At 41.2% G+C, this 24,755-nt stretch carries 23 protein-coding genes; 17 read left to right on the forward strand and 6 right to left on the reverse strand.

Annotated elements, in window-relative coordinates:
* Positions 1-32: 32 nt before the first annotated feature.
* Entirely contained in the window at positions 33-767 is a 735-nt protein-coding gene (locus J3P37_RS05170; RefSeq protein ID WP_256009962.1) for a DNA-formamidopyrimidine glycosylase family protein, read from the forward strand.
* Between the two features lie 104 nt (positions 768-871).
* On the opposite strand, the gene J3P37_RS05175 is transcribed toward J3P37_RS05170, so the two are convergent.
* The gene (locus tag J3P37_RS05175; RefSeq protein ID WP_256009963.1) at positions 872-2,179 is read right to left on the reverse strand and encodes an OmpA family protein; all 1,308 of its coding nucleotides are present in this window, start codon (positions 2,177-2,179) and stop codon (positions 872-874) included.
* Between the two features lie 396 nt (positions 2,180-2,575).
* Between J3P37_RS05175 and J3P37_RS05180 the strand changes: the two genes are divergently transcribed.
* From J3P37_RS05180 to J3P37_RS05195, 4 genes are all read left to right on the forward strand, one after another.
* Complete coding sequence (locus tag J3P37_RS05180; RefSeq protein ID WP_256009964.1) at positions 2,576-3,139, forward strand: YciE/YciF ferroxidase family protein; 564 nt, start codon at positions 2,576-2,578, stop codon at positions 3,137-3,139.
* A 69-nt stretch (positions 3,140-3,208) separates the two neighbouring features.
* Positions 3,209-4,168 (forward strand): manganese catalase family protein, encoded by a 960-nt coding sequence (locus J3P37_RS05185; RefSeq protein ID WP_256009965.1) that lies wholly within the window; start codon positions 3,209-3,211, stop codon positions 4,166-4,168.
* 4 nt (positions 4,169-4,172) lie between these two features.
* A complete protein-coding gene (locus tag J3P37_RS05190; protein WP_256009966.1) occupies positions 4,173-4,862 on the forward strand; it encodes a DsbA family protein in 690 nt (229 codons plus the stop codon).
* 37 nt (positions 4,863-4,899) lie between these two features.
* Positions 4,900-5,229 carry a YtxH domain-containing protein gene (locus J3P37_RS05195; RefSeq protein WP_256009967.1) on the forward strand — a complete coding sequence of 110 codons (330 nt, stop codon included), beginning with the start codon at positions 4,900-4,902 and terminating at the stop codon, positions 5,227-5,229.
* 51 nt (positions 5,230-5,280) lie between these two features.
* Here J3P37_RS05195 and J3P37_RS05200 read toward each other — a convergent pair whose 3' ends face one another.
* On the reverse strand, positions 5,281-5,808 hold the full coding sequence (locus J3P37_RS05200) for a DUF8685 domain-containing protein (RefSeq protein ID WP_256009968.1): 528 nt from the start codon (positions 5,806-5,808) through the stop codon (positions 5,281-5,283).
* 225 nt (positions 5,809-6,033) lie between these two features.
* Between J3P37_RS05200 and J3P37_RS05205 the strand changes: the two genes are divergently transcribed.
* Genes J3P37_RS05205 through J3P37_RS05225 form a run of 5 tightly spaced genes read left to right on the forward strand, consistent with a single transcriptional unit; the run spans position 6,034 to position 11,323 of the window.
* Complete coding sequence (locus J3P37_RS05205; RefSeq protein WP_256009969.1) at positions 6,034-6,843, forward strand: hypothetical protein; 810 nt, start codon at positions 6,034-6,036, stop codon at positions 6,841-6,843.
* A 22-nt stretch (positions 6,844-6,865) separates the two neighbouring features.
* The gene (locus J3P37_RS05210) at positions 6,866-7,633 is read left to right on the forward strand and encodes a methyltransferase domain-containing protein (RefSeq protein ID WP_256009970.1); all 768 of its coding nucleotides are present in this window, start codon (positions 6,866-6,868) and stop codon (positions 7,631-7,633) included.
* Positions 7,634-7,640: 7 nt separating this feature from the next.
* Positions 7,641-9,800: a sensor histidine kinase gene (locus J3P37_RS05215; RefSeq protein ID WP_256009971.1), complete on the forward strand. Its 2,160-nt coding sequence runs from the start codon at positions 7,641-7,643 to the stop codon at positions 9,798-9,800.
* A gap of 41 nt (positions 9,801-9,841) precedes the next feature.
* Positions 9,842-10,927: a hybrid sensor histidine kinase/response regulator gene (locus J3P37_RS05220; protein WP_256009972.1), complete on the forward strand. Its 1,086-nt coding sequence runs from the start codon at positions 9,842-9,844 to the stop codon at positions 10,925-10,927.
* A gap of 3 nt (positions 10,928-10,930) precedes the next feature.
* Positions 10,931-11,323 (forward strand): response regulator, encoded by a 393-nt coding sequence (locus tag J3P37_RS05225; protein ID WP_256009973.1) that lies wholly within the window; start codon positions 10,931-10,933, stop codon positions 11,321-11,323.
* Between the two features lie 45 nt (positions 11,324-11,368).
* Here J3P37_RS05225 and J3P37_RS05230 read toward each other — a convergent pair whose 3' ends face one another.
* Positions 11,369-11,833, reverse strand: coding sequence for a response regulator (locus J3P37_RS05230; protein ID WP_256009974.1), 465 nt, complete (start codon positions 11,831-11,833; stop codon positions 11,369-11,371).
* 88 nt (positions 11,834-11,921) lie between these two features.
* On the opposite strand from J3P37_RS05230, the gene J3P37_RS05235 reads away from it, so the two are divergent.
* The 3 genes from J3P37_RS05235 (at position 11,922) to J3P37_RS05245 (ending at position 14,265) form a co-directional block, all read left to right on the forward strand.
* On the forward strand, positions 11,922-12,149 hold the full coding sequence (locus J3P37_RS05235; RefSeq protein WP_256009975.1) for a hypothetical protein: 228 nt from the start codon (positions 11,922-11,924) through the stop codon (positions 12,147-12,149).
* A gap of 35 nt (positions 12,150-12,184) precedes the next feature.
* Positions 12,185-13,123 (forward strand): PRC-barrel domain-containing protein, encoded by a 939-nt coding sequence (locus J3P37_RS05240; protein WP_256009976.1) that lies wholly within the window; start codon positions 12,185-12,187, stop codon positions 13,121-13,123.
* Between the two features lie 86 nt (positions 13,124-13,209).
* Positions 13,210-14,265: a nucleoid-associated protein gene (locus J3P37_RS05245; protein WP_256009977.1), complete on the forward strand. Its 1,056-nt coding sequence runs from the start codon at positions 13,210-13,212 to the stop codon at positions 14,263-14,265.
* Between the two features lie 84 nt (positions 14,266-14,349).
* On the opposite strand, the gene J3P37_RS05250 is transcribed toward J3P37_RS05245, so the two are convergent.
* Complete coding sequence (locus J3P37_RS05250; RefSeq protein ID WP_256009979.1) at positions 14,350-16,161, reverse strand: beta-N-acetylhexosaminidase; 1,812 nt, start codon at positions 16,159-16,161, stop codon at positions 14,350-14,352.
* A gap of 419 nt (positions 16,162-16,580) precedes the next feature.
* Positions 16,581-16,796 (reverse strand): hypothetical protein, encoded by a 216-nt coding sequence (locus tag J3P37_RS05255; RefSeq protein ID WP_256009982.1) that lies wholly within the window; start codon positions 16,794-16,796, stop codon positions 16,581-16,583.
* A 559-nt stretch (positions 16,797-17,355) separates the two neighbouring features.
* Here J3P37_RS05255 and J3P37_RS05260 point away from each other — a divergent pair.
* From J3P37_RS05260 to J3P37_RS23055, 4 genes are all read left to right on the forward strand, one after another.
* Positions 17,356-18,051, forward strand: a complete 696-nt coding sequence (locus J3P37_RS05260; RefSeq protein ID WP_256009984.1) for a 3'-5' exonuclease — start codon at positions 17,356-17,358, stop codon at positions 18,049-18,051.
* Positions 18,048-19,955 (forward strand): DUF294 nucleotidyltransferase-like domain-containing protein, encoded by a 1,908-nt coding sequence (locus tag J3P37_RS05265; RefSeq protein WP_256009985.1) that lies wholly within the window; start codon positions 18,048-18,050, stop codon positions 19,953-19,955. The genes J3P37_RS05260 and J3P37_RS05265 overlap by 4 nt, the downstream gene beginning before the upstream one ends.
* A gap of 52 nt (positions 19,956-20,007) precedes the next feature.
* Complete coding sequence (locus tag J3P37_RS05270) at positions 20,008-22,749, forward strand: carboxypeptidase-like regulatory domain-containing protein (protein ID WP_256009986.1); 2,742 nt, start codon at positions 20,008-20,010, stop codon at positions 22,747-22,749.
* A gap of 119 nt (positions 22,750-22,868) precedes the next feature.
* Positions 22,869-23,669 carry a response regulator gene (locus tag J3P37_RS23055; protein ID WP_369414053.1) on the forward strand — a complete coding sequence of 267 codons (801 nt, stop codon included), beginning with the start codon at positions 22,869-22,871 and terminating at the stop codon, positions 23,667-23,669.
* A gap of 302 nt (positions 23,670-23,971) precedes the next feature.
* Here the strand turns inward: J3P37_RS23055 and J3P37_RS05280 are convergent, their stop codons facing one another.
* Entirely contained in the window at positions 23,972-24,715 is a 744-nt protein-coding gene (locus J3P37_RS05280) for a PRC-barrel domain-containing protein (RefSeq protein WP_256009987.1), read from the reverse strand.
* Positions 24,716-24,755: the final 40 nt, after the last annotated feature.

Raw genomic sequence — 24,755 nt, forward strand, 5'->3', positions numbered from 1 at the left:
CCGGAATACAAGTATCCTGAAAAAAACATAATATGCCTGAAGGACCCTCCATTGTAATACTCAAAGAAGCTCTGACCCAATTCAAAGGAAAGACCATTCTGGCCGCAGAGGGTAATTCGCAGGCGCTTGATCTAAATCTGCTCCTCAATAAAACTGTAATTGACTTTAAAAGCTGGGGTAAACACTTTCTCATCTGCTTTGAAGGGTTCTCCCTTCGAATCCACTTCATGTTGTTCGGTACTTACCGGATAAACGAGCGAAAAACAAACCCCGCCAGGCTATCGCTGATATTTGAAGATGGAGAGATAAACTTCTACGCCTGTTCAATAAAAGTGATAGAAGAAGATCTGGATGAAGTTTACGACTGGTCGGCAGACGTGCTAAGCATACACTGGGATCCGGCAAAAGCAATCGAAAAACTTAAGTCTCAGCCCAAATTGCTGGTTTGCGATGCCCTGCTCGATCAGAATATTTTTGCCGGTTCCGGAAACATCATAAAGAACGAAGTACTGTTCAGAATCCAGGTCCATCCCCTCAACACCATTGGCGCTCTGCCGCAGCAAGCCCTGGAAGCTCTGGTGTTCGAAGCCGCAAACTATAGCTACGACTTTTTAAGATGGAAAAAAGAGTTCACCTTAAAACAGCACTGGTTAGCCCACACCAAAAAGACCTGTCCACGCGACGATGTTCCCTTCATAAAGGAATATCTCGGCCGTACCAACAGAAGGACTTACTACTGCAACCTTTGCCAGAGGTTGTTTGCATAAGTAGATTATAAGCTCGAAAATAAAACGTCTGAATTATCGAAAAGCTTAAATAGAAAAAGGGCGCCTTTCGGGCGCCCTTTTTCTATTTAGAAACAATTTCTGCTTTAGTAAAGCGTAAACTCTACTCGTCTGTTTTGTTTGCGGCCTTCCGGCGTATCGTTAGTGGTTATTGGCTGGAATTCGCCATAACCTGTTGCCTCGATGTTTGAAACTGTTGCTCCTTTACCTACCAGGTAAGTTTTCACTGCTTCGGCACGGTCTTTAGATAACTTCAGGTTGAACTTATCAGATCCTATGTTATCTGTATGTCCGGATATCTTTAAGCTGAAACCATGGTCTACTATTAACTGCGCAAGCTTATCGAGAGTAGGGTATGAGCTTGGCAGTATCCTTGACTTTCCAAATTCAAACTCAAGATTGTTAAAGGCATCCTTTAAGACCTTTTGAGCAAACTCAGGAAGTGGGCAGCCTGATCCGTCGACTTTCACGCCGGCAGGAGTTCCTGGACATTTATCAAACTTATTGGCCACACCGTCATTATCTTCGTCTCCTAACTCGCGGTCGTACCTGGCCCTGTCTTCTTTCTGAAGGCTATCTAGTCGGGCTACAGCTCTTCTAAGTTCCGTGTCGTCGTATTCTGCACTTCTGCCTCCGGGGTTGTATGCAGCCAATTGATACTTGCTTCTTTTCCCGATGGCAAATTCAAGTCCGGCATACCCGTAAGTGAACCTGTCGTAAGAGGTTCCATAGTCGTAGCCATCAAACCTGTCGGTTTTCATGAAACTTACCTTATAGCCCATATCCAGGTTAATTCCCCTTGTAAGACCGATCTTAAATCCAAGACCAACCGGAATGTAGAAACCATCCTTGGTGCCATCGGTGGTATTACCCGAGTTTTCCGAAGTCGGATCAAATGACATAAATCCTATACCTGAATTAAGGTATGGACCTAAAAGGCCAAATTCTTTATGCATTTTGAAGTTAGCGATAGTATAGGTCGCTGTTAAACTTCCTCCATTTTTTATCCTGGTTGAATAACGTGAATCCGGTAGAGTTCCCGAAGGAGATATCGCGTCTATACCTCTTACCTTACCAGCGAAAAAGTCTGCCTGCAATCCAAACGAAGGGATTAATTGTTTTTTAATATACACACCATACCCAAAACTTTCGGTTGGTGTGGTATAGTCGTTGTTTTTATTCGACCAGAATAGCGTGTGTGGCGTAGCAACACCCGCGGTAACTCCTATAGACCAGGTCCTGAAGTCTCTGACTCTGTAATTTTTAGTACTGTCAGCCCCCGTGAGGCTTTGTCCCATAAGTTGGGATGATGACAAGAAGATCAGGCCTCCTAAGAGGACTTTTTTTAACGAAATAGAATTTTTAAGTTCTGTGTCAGGTATATTTGTATTCATAGATCTTGCAATTTAAATCTTTTTAAATGTTTTGGTGAAATAAATGCTCCGTTGTATAACCGGGTTTACAATTATTTGTTTGAACCTATTATAAGCTTATTTTTTTTGTTCATTTTTTTGAGATTATTGCTTGTTATAAAAATTATAGTCAAGAAACGTTAGGTTAATATCCTACAATGCTGTATTCGTAAACTGCTGTTTGTTAACGAATTCAATTTAAGAAAAAAAAACGTGAAATAGGAAAGTCAGAAGACAGGTCTTTAATATTTTGGCACTTAGCTCCGATTAGGATTGCGAGTATTGTTTTTCTTTAAAAATATATTCAAAAAAAAGATTGTAAACAAATAAAAAGTACAGGCGTTGATTGATAGTTAAACAAGCTAATTATTAATAAAAATGCCAAATACAAAAACAAGCACCGCGAAAAAGAGCGGTAACACGAAACAACGTACAGTAGAACAGGAAAGCGCTCTGAAAGAATTATTTGTTGACGGATTGAAAGATCTGCTTTGGGCCGAGAAACAATTAGTTAAAAGTCTGAAGACTTTTGTGAAAGCAGCTACATCCGACGAATTGAAGAGTGCCTTTGATACGCACCGTGTAGAAACAGAAGGTCAGATAGAACGCCTAAACCAGGTGTTTGAGGCTGTAGGCGAAAAGGCTACGGCAAAGAAATGTGATGCCATGGAAGGTCTTGCTAAAGAAGCCGAGGGTTTGATAGAAGAAACGGAAGATGGTACAGAGGTTAGGGACGTTGCCCTGATTTCGGCAGCCCAAAAGGTAGAACATTATGAGATTGCGTCTTATGGTACTCTTAAAACACTTGCTGGTGTACTGGGCTTTACAGAAGCACAAACGTTACTGGAGCAGACACTTGAAGAAGAGAAGAAAACCGACGTTCTGCTGACTGAAATTGCAGAAGGCTTTGTGAATGAAGCTGCTAAAGACGAAACTAAGTAATCAATGGAATATTTACCGGACTTCAGATGCCGGTAAATATTTTTTCTTTCATCTACCTAATTAAAGAACATGTTTTACCACGTAAAAGAACTACAATTTAACGCCCGGGTGTCAAAACCAGATCCTCGTTTTGCCCGGCTGCTTTTAGAGCAATTTGGAGGGGGCAACGGCGAGTTGAAAGCCGCTATGCAGTACTTTGTACAGGCCTTCGGCTGTAAAAATCCATATCCGGATAAATATGATCTGCTGATGGATATTGCTACGGAAGAATTTAGCCATCTTGAAATAGTTGGAGCAACTATTCAGATGCTTTTAAGTGGCGTTAACGGCGAGCTTAAAGACGCAGCTGATAGTGAAGAGATCATGCAGATGCTCAACGGAACTACGGCTAAAGAAGGATTCATCCATGAAGCAATGGTGAACCCGCAATTTGGGGTGCTTTCTGGCGGAGGACCAATGCTGACTGACAGCAACGGCGTGCCCTGGACAGCAGCCTACGTGAATGCAAATGGTGATCTTACAGTTGATCTCCGTTCAAATATAGCAGCTGAATCGAGGGCTAAGATCGTTTATGAATATCTTTTAAAATTCACCGACGATCCGTATGTTAAAGAAACTCTTCGTTTCCTTATGACTCGCGAGGTAGCACACTATCAACAGTTTGAAGCTGCCTTAAACACCATTCAGCCAAACTTTCCTCCCGGAATCCTGCAAAGCGACCCGAGGTATAGTAACAGATATTACAATATGTCTTTTGGTGCTGAGGCTCGCGGTCCATGGAATGATGGAACCAGCACTCAATTAGGCGAAGCCTGGCAGTATGAGGCAGATCCCTTGCAGCAAGTGAAGGAAACTAACGGTTTGATCGACCTGAAGCCGGAAGGTACCGACCGTACCGAAAAATCGGTTTCAAAAACAAACCAGGCTCTGGGTAAGGAGCGCAGCACAGAAGTAAAAAGTGCAACTCCCGAAACTGATATACAGTGGAGTGCATATGCCGACACGGTTAAAGTTGTTAAAAAGAAGTAAACCGGTGGACTTAGTTAATGATGCGGATCGGGTACAAGTAGTTTATTACACCGATCCGCTTTGCTGCTGGAGCTGGGCTTTTGAGGAACAGTGGCAGCGCTTGATAAAAGAATACTCTGAATTTTTTGACCGGACTTACTGCATGGGAGGGCTAATTCCTGACTGGAAAACTTTCAGCGATCCCATGAATGCAATAAGTCGTCCCCTGCAGATGGGTCCTCTTTGGTATGAAATCCAACAGCTTACAAGCTGTGAGGTAAACGATAATATTTGGATCGACGATCCGCCCTCATCGTCGTATCCCGCTTGTATTGCAGTGAAAACTGCAGGACTTCAGTCTGCAGCTGCTGCTGAAAGATACTTGTACCTGATTAGAAAAGCTGTGATGGCAGAGGGAAGAAATATCGCGCGCCCGGAGGTGCTTGCTGAAGTGGCCGAACAACTTTCAGAGCTTTATCCAGATTTTGATGCATCCCTGTTTAAACGCCAATACAATTGCCAGGAAGCCAGGGATGCTTTCAGGAACGACCTGAATCAGGTGAAGATACATAAGATCGGACGATTTCCCACCTTAATTTTCAATAAATCGGGAAGGGGATTGATGATCACTGGCTTCAGACCCTACGATGCCTTAGAAAAAGTTTTGTTGCAATTAATAAATCCTCAACCTGAGAAGAACTATTCTGAAATATAAGTGTTACACTTTTAACGACGAATTTAAACACATTCAAATGAAGAACTATAAAGATTTAATTCAGGATGCTGAATCATTGTTTAAAGATGTAACCAGCGAACATGCTAGTAATGGCAATGGAAAAATTATTGCCGCGGCAGCTATTGGCTTAGCAGCAGGCGCTATACTGGGTATTCTTCTGGCTCCTGCAAGCGGAACTGAAACAAGGAGCACTATTGTTGACGGTTTAGGAGGAGCAGGAGCTAATTTAAAAGAAAAAGCAAGGCAGGGAATGGATAAACTGGCGGATTTGAAAGATCAGGCAGTTGATGCTGTAAAAAGCAAGGTTCAAAGTACAGGCTCTGCTGATCCAAACCCAACAGTATAAGTGATGAACTTCTGACAGGTTTATTCTGGTGTAAGCCTGTCAGAAGTTTTATTACGATCCTTTTTCACCCACAAACTGATCTTCTTTATATTTAAACAACACGTTGAACGTTGTTAAACTACCGTAAATACGCGTTATATACTGCTGAAGGTTAATTTTCTCCTCATTATCAATATTACTGCTGTTCACTCTTTGTTCAAGCACCCTTAACCTGTCGCGCACCATTACAATTTTATTAAAAAACTGATCGATCGGAATTTCTTTTATTGCTAGGCCGGTGCTGCCTGGTTGAAGAATCATCTTTCCATTCTTCCATTTATCACCTAAGGGTACCACTTCAGAAACATCAGACCATCGTTGCAATAATTTTTTAAGGGTCTGTTCCACTTCCCAGGCACTAACCATATCTGTATCAGGCGCCATGTCATCCAGAACTTCCAAAGGCTCTGTTATTGGAAGCTCCTTGTATCCACTTTCAATAAAGGTTACCAGCAAAGCATTAGAGCGTACATTAATAACAACTCCCTTGCCATAAGTATCATGTTTAACCCGCGAGCCGATTCCTATATTGTCTTGCATGTTTTACGAATTTGCAGGCTAAAATATATTTTTCTCTTTTAAGTTTCATTATTTTATATATTTATCACCGTCGAGTGCCCCCGTAAGGGCGTTTATTCCTAACCTTTTTGAGATGCTTGCGTACAAGGACTTTTTTGAGGGTCTTGCGAAAATTTTATGCCCGGAGATGAGGGGTTTGTCGACAAATTTGATAATTTGATTTATAATTAAAACGCAAAGATATTAATGGAAACTGGTTTAAGTAAGGAAAAGCCCGAAGTGAGATTACGGGTGTTCAGGGCGATTGACGATCCTGAAGCTTGCAGATTGTTCTTAGAAGGGCATGCCCATGTATTAACCAGTATAGGGATAACAAAGGTAACTTCATCGAAAAATGAGTGGACTACGAATCCGGCGGCCTTTGTTCTTATCGTGGAATCGCTGGATGGCAAAAAAGTTTATGGAGGCGCACGTGTACATGTAGCGGGGGGGAGTCAGCCTTTGCCTATTGAAGAGGCGACCGGGGCATTGGATCCTGCTATTTTTGACCTGGTATATAAACATGCCATGCATGGAACCGGTGAGCTGTGTGGTTTGTGGAATTCAAGAGAGATTGCGGGTTATGGAATCGGCAGTATTTTTTTGATCAGGGCGGCAGTTGCAATCTCACACCAGATCGGTTTAAGTACTCTTTTTGCATTATGCGCCCCTTACACCATTAAGCCGGTGGAGAGTTGTGGTATGGATCATGAAACCAGTATCGGAAACCAGGGAACATTTTATTATCCGAAACTAGACCTGGTTGCCACCACCATGTTATTAAGAGATGTACCTGTGCTAAGTAAGGCACATGAGGAAGACAAAGAGGCTATTCTTAAAATAAGGGAACTTCCTGATGTGATCCGGGTTGAAGAACTTCGAAAAAAAGAAATTACAATACATTATCAGACAGGTATTCCGCATCTGAGTGAGTGGAGTTTGAATGATACTATTGAGTCTGCAAAAACGAATTACCTTAAATATAAAATTGACCAGGAAAATATAAATTTCCTTTAAATACAAACAGATACAATTACTTATGGCTGATAAACATTACGATATTACTTATTTGCAAAACACGGTTAGGTTGCTGAAAAGCCTAAAAGACCATTCTTATACTTTTTTTCAGGATATAGACAGTGGTTCTATTGTTGACCTGGGATGCGGGGCAGGTAACGATGTGATCGAGTTGTCAAAAATGCTAGGGGAACAGGTGAAAGTGATCGGTGTTGATCATGATCCTGTAATGCTTGAGCAAGGTCGTGCTCAATCACAGGCTGCCGCTACCAACACAGAATTTATCTTATCTGAAGCTTTTCCTTTGCCATTCCAAAACGGAGCAATTGCTGGTTTAAGGAGCGAACGACTGATTCAGCATCTTCACAATCCCGAGAAAGTGTTTGCAGATATCCACCGCATACTGGCTGATGGAGCTCCGCTTGCAATTATTGAAACAGACTGGCATAGCCTGTCTTTTTATACTGAGTTTGTGGATACGGGCAAAAAGATCAATGCCTATCTTACCGATGTTAAGGTGAAAAACGGTTTTGCAGCGCGCAAATTAACGACCTATCTGCAGACCCTTAATTTCAGGAACATCCAGTTTGAAATTCATCCATTTGTAGTAAATAGCCTTGAAGAGGCCAATGAATATTTCTGGATTGACCGGATCGTTAAAGAGGCGGCTGAACTCGGATATATTACAGAGGCAGAGCGTAATGACTTTTACCATGCAATGCAGTCTTCCAACGATAGATCTTACTTTTCTTGCTCAATAAACCTCGTTGTAGCCTCCTGTATCAAATAGTATCAAAATGATTAAATCGTTATTTTCCTTAGGCTTTGGTATTTTACTGTTATTGTTCAGTTTGAACGTAAAGGCCGATATTTTTATCACCGATTCTACAGACAGGATTATGGTGGGTAAGCAGCTTTCGGTTTTGCAGGCTGATAAGGAACTGACTTTCGGGCAGGTGCTGAATTCTAACGCATTTAAACCTAATAACTCGGAGGTGCCAAATTTGGGAATCTCACCTGTAAGTACGTGGCTGAAGTTCACGATAACGAATAAAACCAGCAGCCAGCGGCTTCTGCTGGATGTGGCATATCCCATGCTGGATGAAGTGGAGCTGTTTGTGCCTGATACTGGCAATACTTATTCAAGCATATTATTGGGTGAGGTTAAGAAATTCAATACCAGGAAATACAAACATCCTGACTATATTTTTGACATCAATGTGCCTCAAAATAGTAGTAAGACGTATTATTTGAGGATCAAAGGCGCCGAACAACTGATCATTCCCATATCAGTGAACAAGCCGGATACCCTCTGGCAGACCCTGACAACAGAAAACCTTCTTTCAGGAATTTACTGGGGAGCGGTGCTTATCATGTTCTTGTATAACCTCTTTGTTTATTTCTCTGTTAAAGACAAGAGTTATATTTATTATGTAATTTACGTAGCTTCGGTTGGCCTTACGCAGCTGGGAATCAAAGGATTTACGTTTCAGTTTCTTTTCGGAAACTATCCGGATTTCGAACAAAAAAGCATTGTCATATTTGCCAGTGTTGGGGGCATAGCTGCTTTGATGTTCACTAAGAGTTTTGTGTTAACTGCACAAAAAGCACCGAAGTCTGATAAAGTTCTTTCGGCCATTATCGTCTTTTTGTTTATAGCAATAGGACTCACCCTGATTGGAGAGATCCAGGCTGGATTCCAGGTAATGCAGGTATCAACCACGGCTTTCTCCATAGCTATTATTGCCGTTTCGGCAATTGTAATGCGAGATGGGTACGGCCCTGCTAAGTTTGTTTTTGTTTCCTGGTCAATCTTTTTTATTGGCGCCATCATTTTTGCGCTGAAAGATTATGGGATCCTGCCGTTCAATAATTACACGAGTTACACCATGCAGGGAGCTTCTGCCATTGAGATGGCGCTTCTGTCTTTCGGACTTGCAGACAAAATCAACGTACTTAAGAAAGAAAAAGAAGCTTCTCAGGCCGAAGCTCTCCGGATAGCAACTGAAAACGAGCGGATCATCCGTGAACAGAATGTGGTTTTGGAAGCCAAAGTGAGTGAAAGGACGTTTGAATTAAAAGAAGCGAATACTGAACTTTATAAAACGCTCGACGATTTGAAGCAGGCGCAGACGCAACTGGTAGAGTCTGAGAAGATGGCTTCGCTGGGTCAGCTTACCGCCGGTATTGCTCACGAGATCAATAACCCGATAAACTTTGTGACCTCGAATGTAAATCCTCTTCAGCGGGATGTTGATATACTATTTGACGCACTGGAAGCTATTGAGGAAACAGGAATGTCGGATGCACCGGTAGCCGATAAACAAAAGAAAATTGAAGAATATAAAGAGGAGATCGACCTGGATTACCTGAAGATCGAAATTTCTCACTTACTTAAGGGTATCAGGGAAGGGGCTGGCCGGACTGCCGAGATCGTCAAAGGTCTGCGTGTGTTCTCCCGCCTGGATGAGGACGATCTCAAACTTGCCGACATCAATGATTGTCTTGAGTCAACCATGGTGATTGCAAACAATTTGCTGCAAGATAACATTAAAGTAGTGAAAGATCTGGATGAATTACCGCTCGTGGAGTGCTATCCTGGTAAATTAAACCAGGTATTCCTGAATATAATTTCAAATGCTATACATGCGATCGGTAAAAAGCATAATGGAGCAGGCGGTGGAGAACTGAAAATATCGACGCGGAAAGAAGAAGACAACGTGTTCATCTCGATTTCTGACAATGGTGTCGGTATGGACGACAATACGACTAAAAAGATATTTGAACCTTTTTTTACTACCAAAGAGGTCGGTGAGGGAACCGGATTAGGAATGTCGATTGCCTATAATACCATCAAAAAACATAATGGTATCATTCACATAAACACAGAACCCGGAAAAGGAACTGAATTTATTATAGAATTGCCCGTATTGCACAGGATTAGTGCAGCGGTCTAGATTAAGGCATATAATTGGAATCTATCAACCAGAAAGGCACCATGCCAGAGAAAATAAAAATATTATACGTCGATGATGAGCAAAATAACCTGATAGGATTTAAAGCCTCTTTTAGGATAGATTATGCTATTTTCATAGCCAATAACACAACGGAAGCAAAGAAAATACTTGAACAGCATCCTGATATCAGAATTATCTTCTGTGATCAGCGGATGCCGGACAAAACAGGGGTAGAGTTCTTTGAAGAGATCCGTCTGGATCATCCGCATCCTATCCGGATATTACTGACTGGATATACCGATATAGAGTCGGTTATTGACGCGATAAATCGTGGGAATATTTACAGATATGTCAAAAAACCATGGGGAAATGAAGACATTCGCGCTGCCATTGAAGAGTCTAATAAATTTTACCTGGCAAATTCCATGCTTGCAATAAAAAATACAGAATTACAGAAAGCCTATACCGAGCTGGATAAATTTGCATATAGCGTAAGCCACGATATCCGAGGTCCCTTATCGGGTATACTTGGAGCTATCAGGGTAGTGAAACATCTTGATACTATCGAAGATATGAAAGAGATGCTTTTTTTAATGGAGAACTCTGTTAAAAAGCTGGATACCTTTATCTTGAGCGTTCACGATTATTATAACATACAAAGGGGCGATCTAAAGATTTCCGAAATCGACCTGAATACCATTGCCGCCGATCTCGGTGACATGTATAGTATGTATACCAATGCTAAAAACGTCAGCTTTTCTGCAACTGTTAATCAGAACGAAGGGTTTAGAAGTGATGAAATTTCCGTGAAACTGGTGCTGAATAATTTGCTGTCGAATGCCTTTAAATACCAAAGGAAAGATAGCCCGAATAAATCCGTCAGCTTAGAAATGGAAGTTGACAAGGGGATCGCCACTTTCTATGTTAAAGATAATGGTATCGGTATCGACGATAAATATCGATCAGAAATATTTAACTTGTTCTTCCGCGCTACATCTCAGGAGGCAGGTTCTGGATTTGGCCTGTACAATGTAAAAGATGCCCTGCTAAAATTAAACGGCAACATTGAGGTGAATTCTGTAGTAGGAGAGGGCACAATTTTTAAGGTTACAATTCCAAGTAAATAATAAATGAGCAAATACAATTTTATTGTTATTGACGATTCTGCCCTGGATTGTTTCATTGCAGAGAAAATGATCGTGCATACCGGCCTGTGCGAAACGGTCAGGTGTTTTACACAGGCTAGTGATGCTTTAGAGTATATACAGGCCAGTTCGCTTGAGGCAGCTACGCTTCCTACGGTGGTTATACTGGATGTTTTAATGCCAATGATGAGTGGTTTCGCATTTGTAGAAGCATTTGAGGATCTTCCCGAAGATGTAAAGGAGCGATACACGATTGTGGCGCTCACTTCTTCAATGAACAAAACTGATATGGAAAAGATCGTCAGTTACCAGGTGGTAAAAAAGTTGCTGGACAAACCTATCACTTCCGAAACGATCATAACGCTTTTAGAACGCTAAGGCTTTTTTCAAAGCCTTTACGCAAGCAGACTTTTGACAAAGCCTTTACGAAAGCAGGCTTTGTCTTACCAGGAACTCAAGCTGGTCGTTAGAAACGGCCAGTTTGCTATTCATTTCGACAATTTCTTTCTTTTCCTTATAAACCTCGTAAGCACGTTCGATAGATTGGGTAAGCTCTTCTTCATTCCAGGGCTTAGCAAGATAATGAAAGATCTTTCCCTTATTTACAGCATCTACCACGGCTCCCATATCTGCATAACCAGTTAAAAGAATTCGCATAGGGTCTGGAGTAGTTTCCAGAACTTTTTCTAAAAATTGAACACCAGTCATGTTTGGCATTCTCTGATCCGTAATAATAACATCTACATGCTTTTGTTTAAGGATCTCCATAGCTTCATCACCACTTAGAGCTATCAAAACATTGTACTTCAACCTGAAAGTTGCCTTGAAAGACATCAGATTGTTGTGTTCATCATCTACGTACAAAACTGTTATTTTATCCTTCGACATAATTAATTCATTTAATCATTACCATTTACAAATGCGATTCATAGATGAGCCAAGTGTATTACGAAAAACCGGACAAAATGTTATATAAATGTACTTTATCTTTTCATTTATTCCAATATCCATAAATTGCAAACTTAGCGCTTCGATGCTTGTTATCAAAATGCACAATTATGGAAATATTATGGCAGAAATTCATGTACAGCGAAAACGTAAAAGTTCATGGTGGCTTTGGCTAATCATTATTCTTATTCTGGCAGTGGTACTTTATTTGTTGTATAATTATTATTACGGTGGGACGGTAAGTCCGGCTATGTAATTATACTTCAGTAAGATATCATAAAAAAATAAACTATGTCTGACAATAATCCCATTAACAACCATCTCAAAGAGTTAGGTAAAAGCGACTATGAAATTTCCGAGGGCCAGTCTGATATCAGGGGCTGGCTTGTGAAAAATGAAAAAGGTCAGCTTCTTGGAAAAGTAAATGATCTTATTCTTGATACCCAGTCAAAGAAAATAAAATACCTGATCTTAGATATGGATGGCAACGAGTTGTACCTGCAAGTAAGAAAGGTATTGCTGCCGCTCAATATTACTGAACTGGACGAGGTTTATAAAAATGTAATTTGCCCTGGGCTGCTCGCAAACGAAATAAGTTCCTTACCATCATACGAGAAAGGCAAAATTACTTCTAATGTGGAAGATATTACTGCTTCTGTGTTTGCATCGGGAAATACGCTAAAGAGCAGGCAGGCAGCGTCGCCCTCTTCTGAGACCCCAGTCACACCTGTGACCTCGGGCACTTACAGCCAGATGCCCGGCTATGCGCATGCCAGTACCTCTGCCGAAAGCCAGGTTAAGAAACAGGTGGTTGTTGGACTATTTGAGTATACCAGTGAAGCGCAGTCGGCTGTAGCTTACCTCAAGGAAAGTGGTTTTGACAACAAGAATATTGAAATTACCTACCGGGATCGTAACGACTTTGAACATGGAGACGAAAATAACAGTATGAGCGGTTTCTTTAGTCGCTTGTTTAGTTGGGAGGAATCTAACTGGTTAAATTCTGAAGAAGCAAAGTTCTACTCCGTTGTTGCAGTTGATCATCTGTCGATGGCGGAGGCCGAGAGGGCCGCTGAAATACTCGACCGGCACGGAGCTATAAATATTGATGACGAGTTTAAAGCGTATCGTTCGAAATATCTGGCCGAAAATACTGAAAGACGGAATCAAAAATATCGCAGCAGAATAATCAGCAATCCGGAAAATAACAGCAAAACAAACGGTATTTAAGCATCCCTGCACTGGTCCATTGCGCGTGTATAAGTTTTTAGTGTAGCTTTTAAATAAATAAGCGTACTTAGCGCTTTTATTTTACAATGATATTTTCTTTTGAAGCTTCACTTGCACAAATCTCTGTACACAAGGTTGGCAATAAGTTACAGGATGAGTTTTATGTTTTGTCTGACGAGCCTTTGCAGATCGAAGATGAGCTGCTGGCAAAATTGCTGATGCAGTATTTTCTGAATCCATTTGAAAAGGTCAATGAAGTGTTCCGCCTTTTTCATCCAAATGATGATCTCAATCTGAACGAGGTATTTCACTTCGTTTCGCGAATGTTTGAGGATGCTCAGAGTTTTCATGAAAACAGCCAGCAGCTGGCGAAACACTTATACAATATATCCGGCCACCCCAAAATCAAGTCGGGCGAACTTTATATCGTAGGTTTTAATAATGTGCAGATAGAAGGTGAGATGATGGACGCTATCGGTATTTTCAAGTCTGAGACGAAAGAAACGTATCTTAAGGTGTATCCCGAACAGGCAGGCTTTAAGCTTGAATACGAAGAAGAAGCAATTAATATTCAGAAGTTAGATAAGGGCTGTCTAATATTTAATACTGAAAAAGAGGAAGGATACAAGGTTGCTGTTATAGATCAAACTAATCGCAGTGCTGAGGCCGTTTACTGGAAGGATGAATTTTTAAAGCTAAAGGTTAGGAACGATAATTTTAACCAGACGCAAAATACCCTAAGTATTTACAAAAGCTTTGTTACTGAAAAGCTCGACGAAGATTTTGAAATGAATAAGGCAGATAAGATCGATCTCTTAAACCGGTCAATGAAGTACTTCAAGGAAAAAGAAACCTTCGATATGGAGGAGTTTTCGAATGAGGTTATTGGCAACGAAAAAGGGATCGAATCGTTTAAGAACTATAAAAAGAGTTACGAGGAAGAGTTTGATACTGTAATTGCTGACTCGTTCGATATCTCGGATGCTGCTGTAAAGAAACAGGCCAGGACCTTTAAAAGCGTACTTAAACTTGATAAAAACTTTCATATTTATATCCACGGCGACCGGGAGCTGATAGAGAAGGGTTATGATGATGGTAAAACCATGAACTATTATAAGGTGTTCTTCAAGGAGGAACAGTAATAGAGGTTTCATCCACATAAAAAACTTTATGACCCAACCTGCTGGCGCACGCGTGCCCGCGTGTGCCTCGAATCCGAATACAGGTTATTGGTTTTTCAAAATCGTTGTTACCACAACACTTCTTCTTCCCGACGGAGTTATAACCACGCTTTTCAGGGTTCTTTCTTCTCCTTTGGGTACTTGTATTTTAATACCATCCTTATATTCACGATCAAAGTCATTGGGGATCTTTCCATCTATGGTGTAATAAATAGAAGCTCCCTCTACCGGTACTGTATACTGCAGGTTGAAACTCTCGCCAAGCAGTGTAGTGTCTTTTGCGCCTATGGGTTCCGGCACCCGGTAAATCACTCCATTTTTATCCAGGTTACCGAGATGCAGCGGTACCCTCTTTTCCGAAAAGTCTTCCCATTTCTTATTTTCAAGGGGGGTCCATGCTATTTCAGATAGTGCGAAAATACGAGGGTATACCAAATAATTTACTTTGCCCGGGGTCTTCATATATTCTGTCCACATATTTGCCTGCACGCCAATAATATATTTCTTTTCGTCAGCCGTCAGTTCTTCAGGGACCGGGTTATAAGCATAAACTTTCGATAAAGGCAAAAGACCGCCAATTGTTAATGGCTCTTCAGCAGATTTACTTTCCCTTTTGTCGAAGTAGAGATAAGGGCCAGGCGTCATAATGACATCGTGGGACAGCCTTGCTGCTGCAATACCACCTTTGGTTCCTCTCCAGCTCATTACAGTTGCATCCGGAGCCAATCCGCCTTCCAGGATCTCATCCCATCCGATAATTCTTCTTCCTTTTTTATTTAAATATTTTTCTATTCTTTGAATGAAATAAGATTGTAACTCGTGTTCGTCTTTCAGTTTTTCTTTCTTTATCCTTTTTTGGCAGAATTCGCAGGTCTTCCATTTGGTTTTTGGACATTCATCTCCCCCAATATGTATGTACGTTGAGGGAAATAAAGGCAATACTTCGTCCAGAACATTTTGCAGAAATTTGAAAGTATTCTCTTTCCCGGCACAGAAAACATCATCGAAAACACCCCATTCATAAGTAGCTTTAAATGGCCCTGGGTTTTTGCCACAGGCTAATTCCGGATAAGCAGACAAGGCAGCCAAAGCATGACCAGGCATTTCAATTTCTGGTACCACAGTAATATATTTTGAAGCTGCATAGGCGACTACCTCTTTGACTTCTTCCTGCGTATAAAAACCACCGTACCGTTCATTGTCGTATTGTTTTGGCTTATCTCTTAAGTAACCTATCAAAGTTTGGTCTCTGAATCCTCCAATAGAAGTTAGCTTAGGGTATTTCTTGATCTCTATTCTCCAGCCCTGATCTTCGGTCAAATGCCAGTGAAAAGTATTCAGCTTATAATAGGCCATCATGTCAATATATTCCTTAATAAAACTCACGGGAAACATATGGCGACCAACGTCCAGATGTAAACCTCTGTAGGCAAATCTAGGATAATCAGTTATTTCGAGGAATGGGATCTGGGTTGATGACGAGTTCACAATCTGTAACAAGGTTTGAATGCCGTAGAAAGTTCCCCGCTCTGAAGATGACTTAATGGTTACACCTTCCTTCGCAACAATTAAACTGTATGCTTCCTCTTTGGCTGCATTTTTCTTATCTAAAACTAATCTTAAACCTTGCTTTTGGTTTATATCTATAAACGGCACTTCTTTTAGTAATTTGTTGAAGTTGTCAACATTGCTGAACCCTGCATACTGTACTCCTAATTTTGCAGGTATACTATAGCTTCCTTTACCAATGTTCATGATGGCAGGGGCTGGAATTATACCAAGCGAGTTTTTGTTCTGAGCACTCAGGTTTGCTAAAGCTCCAAAGAAAAGCGAAACTAAAATTATTATTCTCTTCATATATGGTGTAAAAATATCGGTATTAATAGTGGGCGGTGTTGCTGGATCAAGCGGAAAAGTTGGGGGATGTTCTTTCCTTCGTCATCCTGAACTTGTTTCAGGACCTCTTGCTTAAGCATGTCCTTTATAATCCTGGAGTTGCCGAATCCTGAACTTGATTCAGGATCGGCATGACGACCGTTTTAAAAAGTTTGGCACTAATGCGCTTAGCCGCCCCAACTTTTCCACTTGATCCGTGTTGCTCGGCTACGTTTTTAAAAACCTTAAAAAAAAAGGCCCGTTCAAAATTAGAATATTATCTAATTCCTGACGAGTCTTTTTAATTATCTATTGATACACGATTACCCTGGGCATCACCAGCCGTATCAGAAAAGTTGATTAGAGGGATTCCTTCGGCTTGAAAATATTCTTAGCTAATTTTATGCTGACAGCTGCGCATCAATATACTGGCCGATCAGTTCTACGGGCAGGTCCAAAGTAGGATTTACCTGTGTTTCAATGATCCACTTCTTGTCTTTATCTTTTGCGATGCAGAACGTGCCTTTTTTCCGGTTGACATAGAAAATGTCATAATCCTTACTTGGTTGTTCGACAATATAATGCTGATTGTTTATTTCGATATTGAAAATTTTCATGGTTGAATATTTTGTTTAAATATATAAATTATTTTACAACGAATATGAAGTTTTATTGTAAAATGATAAATAAATAATTGCTATTGTTAATAAATTAACAAATAATGTCCCGTTGTGTTTTAAAGGGCTTTTTATTCCTGAAATATTTTGTACACAGATGTTCACATGCTGACACAATTTTAATTGTTTGGCTCATTCATTATTAAATTTCTTTCAAAGTGGTTTCATATTTGCGTATCTTGTATGAAACAATATGATTTATTATGATTCGATTCAATGATATTCATAAGAGACAGTGTTCTGGCTGCAAATCGCGCGATTTTGAGAGGGTTAAGAAGCCGGTCATCTTCAGATTATTGGGATTTGGATCATCCCTGAAAAGATACCAGTGCGCGAAATGCTTTAAAATTTTCTACGTTGTGGGGAAGAAAACCTCAGAATCCCAGCTTCTCAGTCACTAGTTGCCGGTAAATAATCCGAATGAAAATATCATATTCTGTTGCCTGAATTCTATCTTTGAGGATATGTAAGGATATTCTTGCGTACCACTATTTGACTTGTGAACCAATATTTATTGTTTATTGATACAGAGGGTTCCGGCTTGCCGAAAAAATGGAATGAGCCTTATTCGAAAGAGGGGAATTGGCCATATGCTGTTCAGGTTTCCTGGCTTGTGTATACCAGGGATGGCAGGGAACTGAAACGCGAGGACCATTATATTAAAAATGATGATTTCAAAATTACAAAAGGCTCCATAAAAATTCATGGAATTACCCGTGATCTTCTTGATCAGAAAGGGGAAGACCGGGCTTATGTGATGCAGCTTTTAGCAGATGATCTCAATGCCTATAAACCATTAGTCGTTGGACATTTTATAGAGCTCGATTATCATGTTCTTGCCGCTGATTTTTTGAGGGCAGACGTAGAAAATCCCATACCTAAACTCAATCTTCCTGCCTTCTGTACCATGCTGGCAAGTACCCCATTTGTTCGCAATCCGCAAGCGAGTTTTTTAAAGCTCGGACAGTTATATGATACGTTGTTTAATACAGCACTTCTTAATCCGCATAATGCTATTGTGGATGCTAAAGCAACAGCCGACTGCTTTTTTGAAATGTTGAAAAGGGGAGACCTTACCGAAGACGCTGTTGCGCAGCAAAAACCGGATCTTAGTATCAAACTGGCAGGTGATAAGAAGTCCGCCTGGGCGTTTTTTTTATTTCTTTGTATAGTAATAGCAGCTTTTTGGATATGAATTCACGCTTCGACATATTAAAAAAAGTAAAACCCTTTAATTTACTTCCTGAAAAAGTACTTCATACCGTATCTGAACTGCTGGTTGAAGTCAAGTACAATAAGGATATCCTTATTTACCAGCAGGAAATAACCAAAATGAAAGGAGTGGACATCATTGTTGAGGGTGAGTATGAATCCTTTTTCTATGATAGTGCCCACAATAAACGCCTCGTCGAACATCACCAGGAGGGTTATTGTTATGGAGGTGTCTCCGTTTTATTAAACCGTAAAAAGTCTTTGCGGACGGTGATTGCGAAAAAAGGGACGTTGGTGTTCTCCCTTCCGAGAAAAGACTTCAGGGCCCTTTGTCAGGCTTATGAAGAGTTCTTCCATTACTTTACGAGGGAATTTGGCAGGCGGATGTTTAATGAAGACTTTGCTCATTTCGCCAAAAATCCCGCATCATTCGAGGAAAGTTATATTGCTTCCGAACAGTTGTATTCCCGAAAGATTGAAAGTTTAGAACCACGCGAAATCATCTCGTGTTACCCCGAGACTCCAGTTTACCAGGTTGCCCGGCTTATGGCCGACAAGAAACTGAGCTGCTTGTTTGTTAAGGATCATCAGGAACAGATCATAGGTTATGTAACTGACATTACGCTGCGGGATAAGATAGTCGCCCGGATGCAGGATGCTTCCCTGCCGGTGTCTGAGATAATGGATAATCCAATAATATCGATCAGCGGTCAGGCCTATATGTATGAGGCCTTGCTGATGATGTTCCGTACCAAGACTCGTTATCTGCTTATTGAAGATAATGGAAAGTTCAAGGGTTTTATCACCCGGAACAGGTTATTGAGCGAGCAGGCTCAGTCGCCGCTGGTTTTCATTCAGTCGGTGAAACTGGCACTTTCTACGGAAGAACTCAAGACCAAATGGGAGATGGTGCCGCAATTTGTGACTCAGCTTTTGGGCAGGGGAGTTAATGCGGAGATCGCTAACGATGTCATTACCACAGTAGCCGATACCATAGCGGTAAAGGTGATTGAAAACGTTATCGAAGAGATCGGACAGCCACCGGCGAAATTCGTATTTATGGTTTTGGGAAGTGAGGGCAGAAAGGAACAGACCTTAAAAACCGACCAGGACAATGCGATCATTTATGAGGATAAGGCCAATGAACACCGCGAGCTTGTAAGGGAATATTTCTTAAACTTTGCCACTATCGTTTCCGACCGCCTTAATTACATTGGCTTTAGTTATTGCACAGGAGGATTTATGGCCAGCAATCCAAATTGGACACACTCTCTGTCGCATTGGAAACGCAACTATCTCAGCTGGATGCAGGAATCCCTTCCGGAAACGGTGATCAAGTTCTCTACATTTTTCGATTGCAGGTTTATCTATGGGGAGGAAAAGATCATGAGCGAGCTGAAAGAGTTCCTTGATGAAGAACTCCAAAAGCCTATGGAAAAACTTTTTGTCAATATGGTTAAAAATGCATTGCAGTACGAGCCGCCACTAACCTTCTTTAAGAATATCAAGACCATAACCATTGGAAAGCAGGAGGTTTTTGATGTCAAAAAAACGATGACCCCAATAGTTGACCTCGTCAGGGTGTATGCCTTAAAGAACAGGGTTTTTAAGGTGAATACTGGTGAACGTTTAAAAGCTCTGAAGGCGCTTGAGGTGTTTTCGGATGTAGAATATATGGCCCTTATGCAGTCGTATTATTATCTGATGAGCCTCCGTCTGAAAAAGCAGGCAGCACAGCTGATCCATGATAATACTGAGCCCGACAACTATATTGACCCAAGCAGCCTCACCAAAATTGAACGGGTTACGCTGATCGAGATCTTCCGCACGATCGAGAACTTCCAGTCAAAAATAAAACTCGAATTTACCAATAACCTGTTTGGATAGAATGTAAAAAGATGTTAAAAGTTAGCTGTTCATGCTCATCTTGATGGCTATTATGAATATATTTAGCGGACTACGATTGTTTTTTATGTGTTATATGCGGTTTTTGCTTTCTTCTGTTATATTGTTTTTTGTTCTGCCCTTTACTGCTTTTTCACAACGCGATAGTGTGGGTCTGAATGCCATAATTGAAAAAACGGTGAAGTTTTCAACCGACCGGCCAATTGAAAAAGCCTACCTGCATTTTGATAAACCTTATTATGCCCTGGGCGACACCGTGTGGTTTAAGGCCTATTTAACCGTAGATAACCATCTTCCTTCGCCTTTAAGTAAGATTATATATGTGGATGTTCTCGCTGGTAAAGATTCAGTGGTTAAATCGTTGAAGCTGCCTGTAAATAGCGGTTCGGCAAGTGGAAGTCTGGTTCTGGCACATTTGTCATTTAAACAAGGGAATTACCGTGTAAGAGCCTACACTAACTGGATGTTCAATTTTAAAGACGATTATTTTTTCTATAAAAACCTTGTGGTAGGAGATGCGATAGAAAAACAGCTGGTAACACACATCTCGTTTACTTCAACAGCAAAATCTTCTAAACTGGGTACAAATATTTCGTTTAAAGATCCAAAAGGCCGTCCCTATATTGATAGAAAGGTAAGCTGGAAATTAATGGACGGATATGATGTAGTTAGTAAAGGACGAGGCACAACTGATGCGAAAGGGGTCTTGAACCTCAATATTGAACGTTCGAAAGGTGATCCTGATAAGGCTGCTTTGGTAACAGTAATGGAACTTACTAGTGAGAAGAACATCAGCACCACTTTTCCGCTGCTATCCGTTTCCGAGAAGAAGGATGTCCAGTTTTTCCCTGAAGGAGGGATGCTGATCGACGGGCTGCCTTCAAAGCTTGCATTCAAAGCGATAAGAGCCAACGGCCTCGGAATAGATGTAAAGGGTACTATTGTCGATAATGCAGGTAATACGATAAGTGACTTTGCTTCAGGGCACGCCGGCATGGGGGTTTTAACCATTGTACCTCAATTGAATAAAAGCTATAAAGCCAATGTTGTTTTTCCGGATGGTTCTAAAGGAGTGTTTCCCCTTCCGGTTGTCAGGGAGGAAGGAATAGCCATGATCGTAAACAATAGCGATACCGGGTCTGTAAACATCAGGATTGCAGCTAACAATAAGTTCTTTGAAAAATTTAAGGGAAAGACCTTTTACATTATTGGTAAAAGTTCAGGGATTGTTTGTTATGCAGCACAGGCACGCTTACAAAACCAGGTGTTCACAGCCAAAATTGAAAAAGACAAGTTCCCTTCAGGAATCACTCAATTAACCCTGATGTCATCGGCAGTGGAGCCACTAAGCGAGCGTCTTATATTCATTCATAAACCCACTGAGCTTTCAGGAATTGTAAAAACCGATAAGGCCTCATATCTGGCCAAACAAAAGGTGAAGATGGACTTTAACCTCAAAGCCGGAAGCCTTCCATCACAGGGGAATTTTTCAGTAGCTGTCGTCAACGAATCAAAAGTTCCTTTCGATGAAAATGCTGAGACAACCATATTGACCAGCCTGCTCTTAAACTCAGATCTTAAAGGTTATATCGAAAAGCCTAACTACTACTTCAATAAAACGAACAGTAAAAAACTTCAGGACCTGGATGTCTTACTGCTGACTCAGGGTTACCGTACTTTCTCTTACCCAGAAATAATGACAAGCAGCTATCCTGCATTATCGTTCGTCCCCGAGCAGGGAATAGAGATCTCTGGGAAGCTGAGAATGAAGAACGGCATGCCGGTGTATAAGGGCAATGTACGTTTGATCATACCCGATAAAAGCTTTTCGGCAAGCGCTATAACTGATGCCGAGGGTCAATTCCGTTTTACCAACATTTCCTTTAACGATTCGTCCAAGGTGACATTAAGCGCTGTCAACAATGTCAACTCCAAAAATATGATGTTTATGGTAGACGGCACCGCTTTCCCTTCTGTCAAAGAAAATATAAATGCTGCAGAAGATGTGCTGAATATTGACAGCGCGCTCAGCGTGTATCTGGAAAACAGCAAAAGTCAGTACTTTGATTTTCGTACCCTACAGGAAGTTGTTATTAAAGCGAGAGCCGAGAAGAAGCCAAGTCACGCTGACTACCCGGCTCTCTCAGGTTTAAGTATGATGGCCGACCAGGAAATTTCGGGAGAGCGCTTGTCGGGTTGCAATAACCTGATCCAGTGTTTACCCGGGCTGGCTATGGGATTGACCTATATTGATAACAATTTGTATCTCACCAGGTCATACAACCAGGGCGATAGAACGCCTGTACAGGTCTATATTCAGGATATGCCTGTGGATGTGAGTTTCCTTGCTACACTTAACCCTCGTGAGATTGAATCTATTGAGGTGTTTTACAAGGATGGCTTAAGTGGCATAAATCGCAGAAATAACACAAACGGTGTCGTCGTGTTCAATAAAAGAGAAGTGAAAACAGTGGCTTTAAAAGCAGATCAGATAAAGGAATTGTTTCCGGAATCAAATAAGCTTACGTTCACTCCTCAGGGATACTCCAAAGTGCGTCAGTTCTATTCTCCAAAATATGATGTTCCGGCTTCCGCAAAGGTTAAAGATCTGCGTACAACTATTTACTGGAACCCGGCGCTTTTACCTGATGAAATAGGGAATGCAAGTTTTGAATTTTATAATTCGGACGGGAAAGGTACCTATCGCGCCGTTATCGAGGGAATTGACAATGAAGGCCGACTCGGTCGTTTTGTTCAGCGCTTCACTGTAAAATAAAGAATAGAGGTTGTCCCGTAAGGATTTTGCTAGTAAATAAGGTTTGCGTAATTTCTTTGAGAGAAACTTGCTGACAAATTCTATTCTTTTTAATTTTCGGGTCATTACTTAAGCTGAACATGATTTTAATTGTTGATGATATCCCTGAAAATGTATTCTCACTGAAAAAAGTTCTCGAACATCACGGCTTTGCCGTTGATTCGGCCTTTTCAGGTGAAGAGGCACTCAAAAAGATCCTGACAAGATCTTATATCCTGGTGATTCTCGATGTACAGATGCCTGGTATTGATGGTTTTGAAGTAGCCGAAAATATTAAAGGATATAAAAAAGCTAAGGACACTGCTATCATTTTCCTTTCAGCAAATTCTACCGACACCAACCTGATCATTCAGGGATACAAACAGGGTGCGAGGGATTATATCACCAAACCTGTTGACACAAATATTCTTTTATTAAAGGTGAAATCTTTGTATGAGCTGTATGAGTCAAGACAGGCCACTACAAAACAACAGCTTGAAATAAGCGCCTTATATGAAAAGGAAAAAGAGCTGAATCTCCTATTGTCGAAAAAGGTTGAAATACTGGAAGACTCCCTCCGACTTGCTAAGATTGCAGGCTGGGAACATAATGTAGATACGCAGCAAACTTATGCATCGCCTGAAGCCTATCATTTGCTGGACCTTAATCCGGAAAAGGATGCGTTTAACCTGGACCTGATCCTGGCGAGTCTGAAACCTGAAGACAGGAAACGCCTGATGGGTTCAAACGATAAGGCAACCTTTGAGTTTGCCCTTCTTTACGCCGGGGCAAATGGTCAGGAAAAACAACTCAAGTATTTTATCCGGGTAGATGAAAACGACGGTCAGAAAAAGATCAAAGGGGTGGTTCAGGAAGTAGGGTTAAATTCTGCCGGCTTATAAGCCTTCTGATAAAGAGTGGCCTGGCGAAGCTTAGAGCTTAGCGTGCTTAAACGCACTCTCATTGTCTGTCCTTAGGAGTTTCGGAGGAGCTCTAAGAATTCAAAAATAAAAAGGAGTCTTGGACTCCGTTAAAGCGCTATACAAAACGCCTAAGGAGTTGGAGACTCTCTTTTATCGGTTGATCCTTAGTCCCTGGGCGCGCCTAAGCCCCGGCTACAGACTAAGGACAGCGGCCGCACTTTAAACTTTGACTCTCCAGTTTCTCCGCTTAGAACTTATCCCTTATTACTTAAAACTCCGCTCTAGTGCTCATATACCGAAACACTCCCATTCTTATCAAGAATTTCTGAAACCCGCAGTGCTTCCGTTTCTGTGCTGATCTTTACCGAAACAACAGATCCGCTGCCGGAAACCTCCATAGCCGGTTCTTCTTTCTCTGAACGAGGGGAAGAAACTTCGATGGTGTCTTTACTGAAGCCGTTGCTTAACAGTTCGCTTATCGAATTCTGAGCCTCCAGACTGTCATCAAAAACTCCGCTCACAGTTTTAAAGCTTTCAGCATCTCTTTTTTCAAAGATCTCATTCAGGGTGAAGTGAGAGTGACTGTAAAAATGTTCACCTTCCGCTAATATTTCATTGCCTGTAAGACCAGAACAATCCGCATCTTCCGTTTGGCCAGCGTATGCAAGCCGGACCATATTCTCCACTCCCGGATTCACTTCGCCGGGTATATAGTCAGGGAGAGAGTTGATCAGTTTCGTATTTAATGCAGATATTATAAGGAAATTTCCAGGTTCATAACAGTCGACCATGCCAACCGGAGCAAGGATCTCCCTTGAGGCAAGCCCTTCCTGATCGTTCAGCCGGATAACCAGGTAACGAACCTTTCTCGATTGTGTGTCATATAAGAGATCTGTTACCCTGCCAATTTCAACTTCCTCTTCGCTTTTTACCATGTAATTTCGCAAATCATGTGGTGCTTCAATGGTTTCGATGTCTTTACCTCCTAGTTCTTCAAGGCGGGTCAAGTGTTGATTTTCCAGCATAATATTTTTTCTATATTGTTCTATAACAATAATATTCTGC

It is taken from the genome of Desertivirga xinjiangensis (assembly GCF_024436435.1).
Classification (GTDB): Bacteria; Bacteroidota; Bacteroidia; order Sphingobacteriales; family Sphingobacteriaceae; genus Desertivirga; species Desertivirga xinjiangensis.

What these genes read in the sequence shown, in the direction of transcription:
- J3P37_RS05220 (WP_256009972.1), top strand. Translation starts at nt 9,842, where the DNA reads ATGCCAGAGAAAATAAAAATATTATACGTCGATGATGAGCAAAATAAC.
- J3P37_RS05270 (WP_256009986.1), top strand. Translation starts at nt 20,008, where the DNA reads ATGAATATATTTAGCGGACTACGATTGTTTTTTATGTGTTATATGCGG.
- J3P37_RS05205 (WP_256009969.1), top strand. Translation starts at nt 6,034, where the DNA reads ATGGAAACTGGTTTAAGTAAGGAAAAGCCCGAAGTGAGATTACGGGTG.
- J3P37_RS05185 (WP_256009965.1), top strand. Translation starts at nt 3,209, where the DNA reads ATGTTTTACCACGTAAAAGAACTACAATTTAACGCCCGGGTGTCAAAA.
- J3P37_RS05175 (WP_256009963.1), bottom strand. Translation starts at nt 2,179, where the DNA reads ATGAATACAAATATACCTGACACAGAACTTAAAAATTCTATTTCGTTA.
- J3P37_RS05170 (WP_256009962.1), top strand. Translation starts at nt 33, where the DNA reads ATGCCTGAAGGACCCTCCATTGTAATACTCAAAGAAGCTCTGACCCAA.
- J3P37_RS05180 (WP_256009964.1), top strand. Translation starts at nt 2,576, where the DNA reads ATGCCAAATACAAAAACAAGCACCGCGAAAAAGAGCGGTAACACGAAA.
- J3P37_RS05280 (WP_256009987.1), bottom strand. Translation starts at nt 24,715, where the DNA reads ATGCTGGAAAATCAACACTTGACCCGCCTTGAAGAACTAGGAGGTAAA.
- J3P37_RS05225 (WP_256009973.1), top strand. Translation starts at nt 10,931, where the DNA reads ATGAGCAAATACAATTTTATTGTTATTGACGATTCTGCCCTGGATTGT.
- J3P37_RS05210 (WP_256009970.1), top strand. Translation starts at nt 6,866, where the DNA reads ATGGCTGATAAACATTACGATATTACTTATTTGCAAAACACGGTTAGG.
- J3P37_RS05230 (WP_256009974.1), bottom strand. Translation starts at nt 11,833, where the DNA reads ATGTCGAAGGATAAAATAACAGTTTTGTACGTAGATGATGAACACAAC.
- J3P37_RS05265 (WP_256009985.1), top strand. Translation starts at nt 18,048, where the DNA reads ATGAATTCACGCTTCGACATATTAAAAAAAGTAAAACCCTTTAATTTA.
- J3P37_RS05245 (WP_256009977.1), top strand. Translation starts at nt 13,210, where the DNA reads ATGATATTTTCTTTTGAAGCTTCACTTGCACAAATCTCTGTACACAAG.
- J3P37_RS05240 (WP_256009976.1), top strand. Translation starts at nt 12,185, where the DNA reads ATGTCTGACAATAATCCCATTAACAACCATCTCAAAGAGTTAGGTAAA.
- J3P37_RS05255 (WP_256009982.1), bottom strand. Translation starts at nt 16,796, where the DNA reads ATGAAAATTTTCAATATCGAAATAAACAATCAGCATTATATTGTCGAA.
- J3P37_RS05235 (WP_256009975.1), top strand. Translation starts at nt 11,922, where the DNA reads ATGTACTTTATCTTTTCATTTATTCCAATATCCATAAATTGCAAACTT.
- J3P37_RS05250 (WP_256009979.1), bottom strand. Translation starts at nt 16,161, where the DNA reads ATGAAGAGAATAATAATTTTAGTTTCGCTTTTCTTTGGAGCTTTAGCA.
- J3P37_RS05200 (WP_256009968.1), bottom strand. Translation starts at nt 5,808, where the DNA reads ATGCAAGACAATATAGGAATCGGCTCGCGGGTTAAACATGATACTTAT.
- J3P37_RS05215 (WP_256009971.1), top strand. Translation starts at nt 7,641, where the DNA reads ATGATTAAATCGTTATTTTCCTTAGGCTTTGGTATTTTACTGTTATTG.
- J3P37_RS23055 (WP_369414053.1), top strand. Translation starts at nt 22,869, where the DNA reads ATGATTTTAATTGTTGATGATATCCCTGAAAATGTATTCTCACTGAAA.
- J3P37_RS05195 (WP_256009967.1), top strand. Translation starts at nt 4,900, where the DNA reads ATGAAGAACTATAAAGATTTAATTCAGGATGCTGAATCATTGTTTAAA.